Genomic DNA, 3478 nt, shown 5'->3' with positions numbered 1-3478 from the left:
TGGCATGACAAGAAACCAAGGCTTTCTTTAGAAAACACTTGGCAGCTTTCGCATCTCGTTTACGACTTAAATAAAAATCAATTGTGTTTCCTTCTGAGTCGATCGCACGATATAAATACATTTTTTCCCCTTTAATCTTGATGTATGTTTCATCTACTCTCCAAGAATCGTTCGTGGCTTTCAAATGTTTTCGAATCCGCTCATTTAATTCTGGTCCATATTGGTGAACCCAGCGCATAATGGTTGTATGAGCCAAAGATAACCCTCGTTCCTCCATCATTTCTACCAAATCACGAAAACTTAAGTTGTACCGCAGGTACCAACGTACCGTTAATAAAATAATATCTGGTTGATAATGTTTCCACTTAAATAAGTTTTCTGGTCCCATACGGATCACACACCTTTTTTTAGTAGTAGTACCAGTATGGCCAAGTTGGATAAATCCTTTTCAAGCATTTTGGAATTTTTGCACCAGAACCACAAGATCATAGACATATCAAACGACGTTTTGTTAAATCCGCAGGATTTCAAAATCTTCGCCATGCTTCACGTACATTGAAAGGAATCGAAACGATTCATGCTATATACAAACAAAAGAGAAGTCACATTCCAGACTTCTCTTTTTCGACGTATAAGGAATTACAGCAACTATTCAGAATTTCTTAAACGATAACTGTATTTTGTAAACGGATTTATGTTTTTTCAAACTTTGCAACAGAACCGAGCTACATATGTGCTTATGACAAGGACCTTATAAACACGAGGGACAATATAAGATCCTTGCTATACAGATATGCGCGTTACTAATACCACAATCCTGGCGTGATTGGATACTTTACTAGATTACCACAGTAGAAGCTGCTATATACAACGGTTTAATGCCTTTACCAAATACTTCTGGTGCAAAGAGAATCGGATAAAAAGAAAGACGCCAGCTTCTCTAACAAAATCCATCTTTATGCAAGGAAAGTTGTTAAGCTGAATAATATGAAAATGGACTGATTCTAGATGAAGTTTATCCTCGAAGACAACAGAAGATGTCAACATATATTCCAAGGAGATACGATTGCTTTAAAAATGAAGTTTCCAATCAAACAAACGGAGGAAAAAAATAATGATTTGAAGTAAAAAAGCCCTATACAATAGGACTTTTCACACCGGAATTTGTACATAGAGCTTATTGTTAGAATAACAACAGTCATCTTTCCCGTTTATTGTAAGTATATCCGAATGCTTTGGAATATAAAACAAGTAAAATATTACAAAAAATATCCTAGTGCGCAACTAAGCACCTTTTCAAAACAATCACCTGCTTATGCACATGCGCAAAACGTACTTACACCTGTATTACATGATAAGACGTATGAATGAAGAAAGTCATGTATTGTTCTTACCATTCTTTTTTCTTGAAACAATCGATACAAAGAAAGCGAAACATTTTCCATTGTTTGATACAGATATACGGAATTCCTTACATATATTTCTATAACAGCAACTTGTATAGCATATCCAATAGAAGCTGACAATCCTTGCGCCGCTAATGATTGAGAAAATAATACAACGCGTAGTTGGCCACTAACCATTGGCCGTTCCGCTTGTATATTGGCAAATTGGTTTGCTCCTTTCATGGCATGCACAGTAATTTGAAATATTTATACTTTATTTTCTTTTATGCGTTGAGGAGCAATAAACATCATCCGTATTTGTTGTTTATACACTTCAACTATAACCGATTGTACAAGATTCACATCATCAATCCTTGTGTTTAGATAACAGCCAATCCTAAAACGAATAAGATACATCTGATTAAACTTCTTTTTACATATAATGATTGCATTATCAGGTAAAAAAGGAGAAATAGGGCATCTCTCCTTTTTGTATATCTTGAATATTTTATTTTTGAGCAGCATTCTGATCTTGATGATATAAAACAATGCGTTGATGTAAAGGCTGCACCTTCCTGTTTGTCCCAGAATAGAGGGTTTGAAACGCTTTGATTTGTTCTGGCGAAGCTTCTACAACTTCTTTCATCACGTACCATTCTACATTTTCCGAAAGAGGTGGTGTTGTTAAAGAACCAAGATAGTGGTAATAACTTTTATTGACTGGAATCATAGATGTAATGTCCAATGTTCCAGCTTCTGTATTTTTCTGTCCTGCTTTTACATGATCTAGCACATCTTGAAACCCTTTATTTTCTTTCCCTTCTTGAAAAAGCACACCAATGACTGCTAGGCGTCCATCTTGACTTTTATGAACAAAATGAACTTCGACAGGATAATGCTTCCCATTTATAGTATGTTCACTGGGGGCATGGAAATGAAATTGTGTAAATGCAAATGTTCGTCCATTGATTTGTGCTGTACCCGTATCATCGACTTGAATCGTGTGCCCATTATCCTCTTCATCCTGTACCGTGGTATTGTAATCGAGTTGTATGTCTCCTGCATCCTGCATCGGAACGATTTTTGATGTATCAATATTAATAGGCGATTGTGTATCTCCCGATTCTAGTTCCCAACGGTCTTGATCTTGATAATTGAGCTGTTCTGTTGTTACGTGTTGTTTTGGTGGAGAGCTCTCATCCTTTTTAGATGGGACCAGCTTCCCACATCCTTGTAAGATGAAAAGACAACACGCTGCCATTAGCATTCCTTGTTTTTTTATCATATATTTGCCTCCTTTTTTATTTGGTTGTAAATCAAGCACCTATTTATACTAGACTATAATTTCTTACTTTGGACTAACTCTTGAAATAATGTATAATCTTCGACTACTTGATGATAATAGTCCTCACTCAATTGCAATAACTGTTGGTTAAACTTTGGATTTTTTTTCATGAATGCCAAAGCATTTTCTGCAAAATGATGGGGAACATATGCTGGATTATAATCCTGATCTGCTCGTGCATGCATACGAGCGAACGCTGTTGCGGCGTATTGTACAAATTCTTCTACATCCGAAAGCTTATGAAAATCTGCTGACTCAAACTCATGATACCCAGGGGATAATTTTTTTACCGAATAGGACCGTCCTTGTGTATACAGGGTACCCAGATGCGAATCAACTTTCATACCTGTTGCAAGCGTCGCAATACGCGTACGCTCTGCATGTGATGAAAACCACCGGTTATATTCTTCTTTGGATAATTGACCTTCTGCAAACATCGCGGGTAGTTGCTGTTCTTTGACTTCCAACACAATATCATCTTCTGGTTCTGCCGTATCTCCTTCTATCAAGACATAAAAAATAGCCCTTCCCACACTGCCGACACCTGAATTTTGTTTATGTACCACAGCTTTTCGAGTAAAATACCCTTCTGACTTCGTATCAGCGACAGACGCTATACTTTTGATATACTCGTTCCATCCTTTTGTAAAATCTTCTTGTTCCTCTGCACGAAGGGAAACGAAAGAGGAATCATTTGGAAGAAAGACACGTTTTCCATTTTGCAGTAATGTAGTCTGCCCAAGAAACG

4 protein-coding genes and 1 pseudogene are annotated in these 3478 nt (G+C 36.9%); 1 reads left to right on the top strand and 4 read right to left on the bottom strand.

The annotated features are described in order from the left end of the window. Positions 1–388, bottom strand: a 388-nt coding sequence (locus JDS99_RS30160; RefSeq protein ID WP_199696408.1) for an IS6 family transposase, incomplete at its 3' end; no start/stop codon positions are given. Positions 389–480: 92 nt separating this feature from the next. On the opposite strand from JDS99_RS30160, the pseudogene JDS99_RS30155 reads away from it, so the two are divergent. After that, a pseudogene (locus JDS99_RS30155) lies at positions 481–666 on the top strand (IS6 family transposase); the annotation flags it as partial. 647 nt (positions 667–1313) lie between these two features. Here the strand turns inward: JDS99_RS30155 and JDS99_RS30150 are convergent. The 3 genes from JDS99_RS30150 to JDS99_RS30140 all read right to left on the bottom strand — a co-directional run. Next, the gene (locus JDS99_RS30150; protein WP_199696407.1) at positions 1314–1628 is read right to left on the bottom strand and encodes a Ger(x)C family spore germination protein; all 315 of its coding nucleotides are present in this window, start codon (positions 1626–1628) and stop codon (positions 1314–1316) included. A gap of 265 nt (positions 1629–1893) precedes the next feature. Next, complete coding sequence (locus tag JDS99_RS30145; protein WP_242475807.1) at positions 1894–2670, bottom strand: carbonic anhydrase; 777 nt, start codon at positions 2668–2670, stop codon at positions 1894–1896. Positions 2671–2723: 53 nt separating this feature from the next. Continuing rightward, a partial coding sequence (locus JDS99_RS30140; protein WP_199696406.1) for a DUF2252 family protein occupies positions 2724–3478 on the bottom strand: 755 nt, incomplete at its 5' end.

Origin of the sequence: Bacillus cereus group sp. N6 (assembly GCF_016483705.1) — a bacterium.
Classification (GTDB): Bacteria; Bacillota; Bacilli; order Bacillales; family Bacillaceae_G; genus Bacillus_A; species Bacillus_A wiedmannii.
This window is presented reverse-complemented; position numbering and strand designations above follow the sequence as displayed.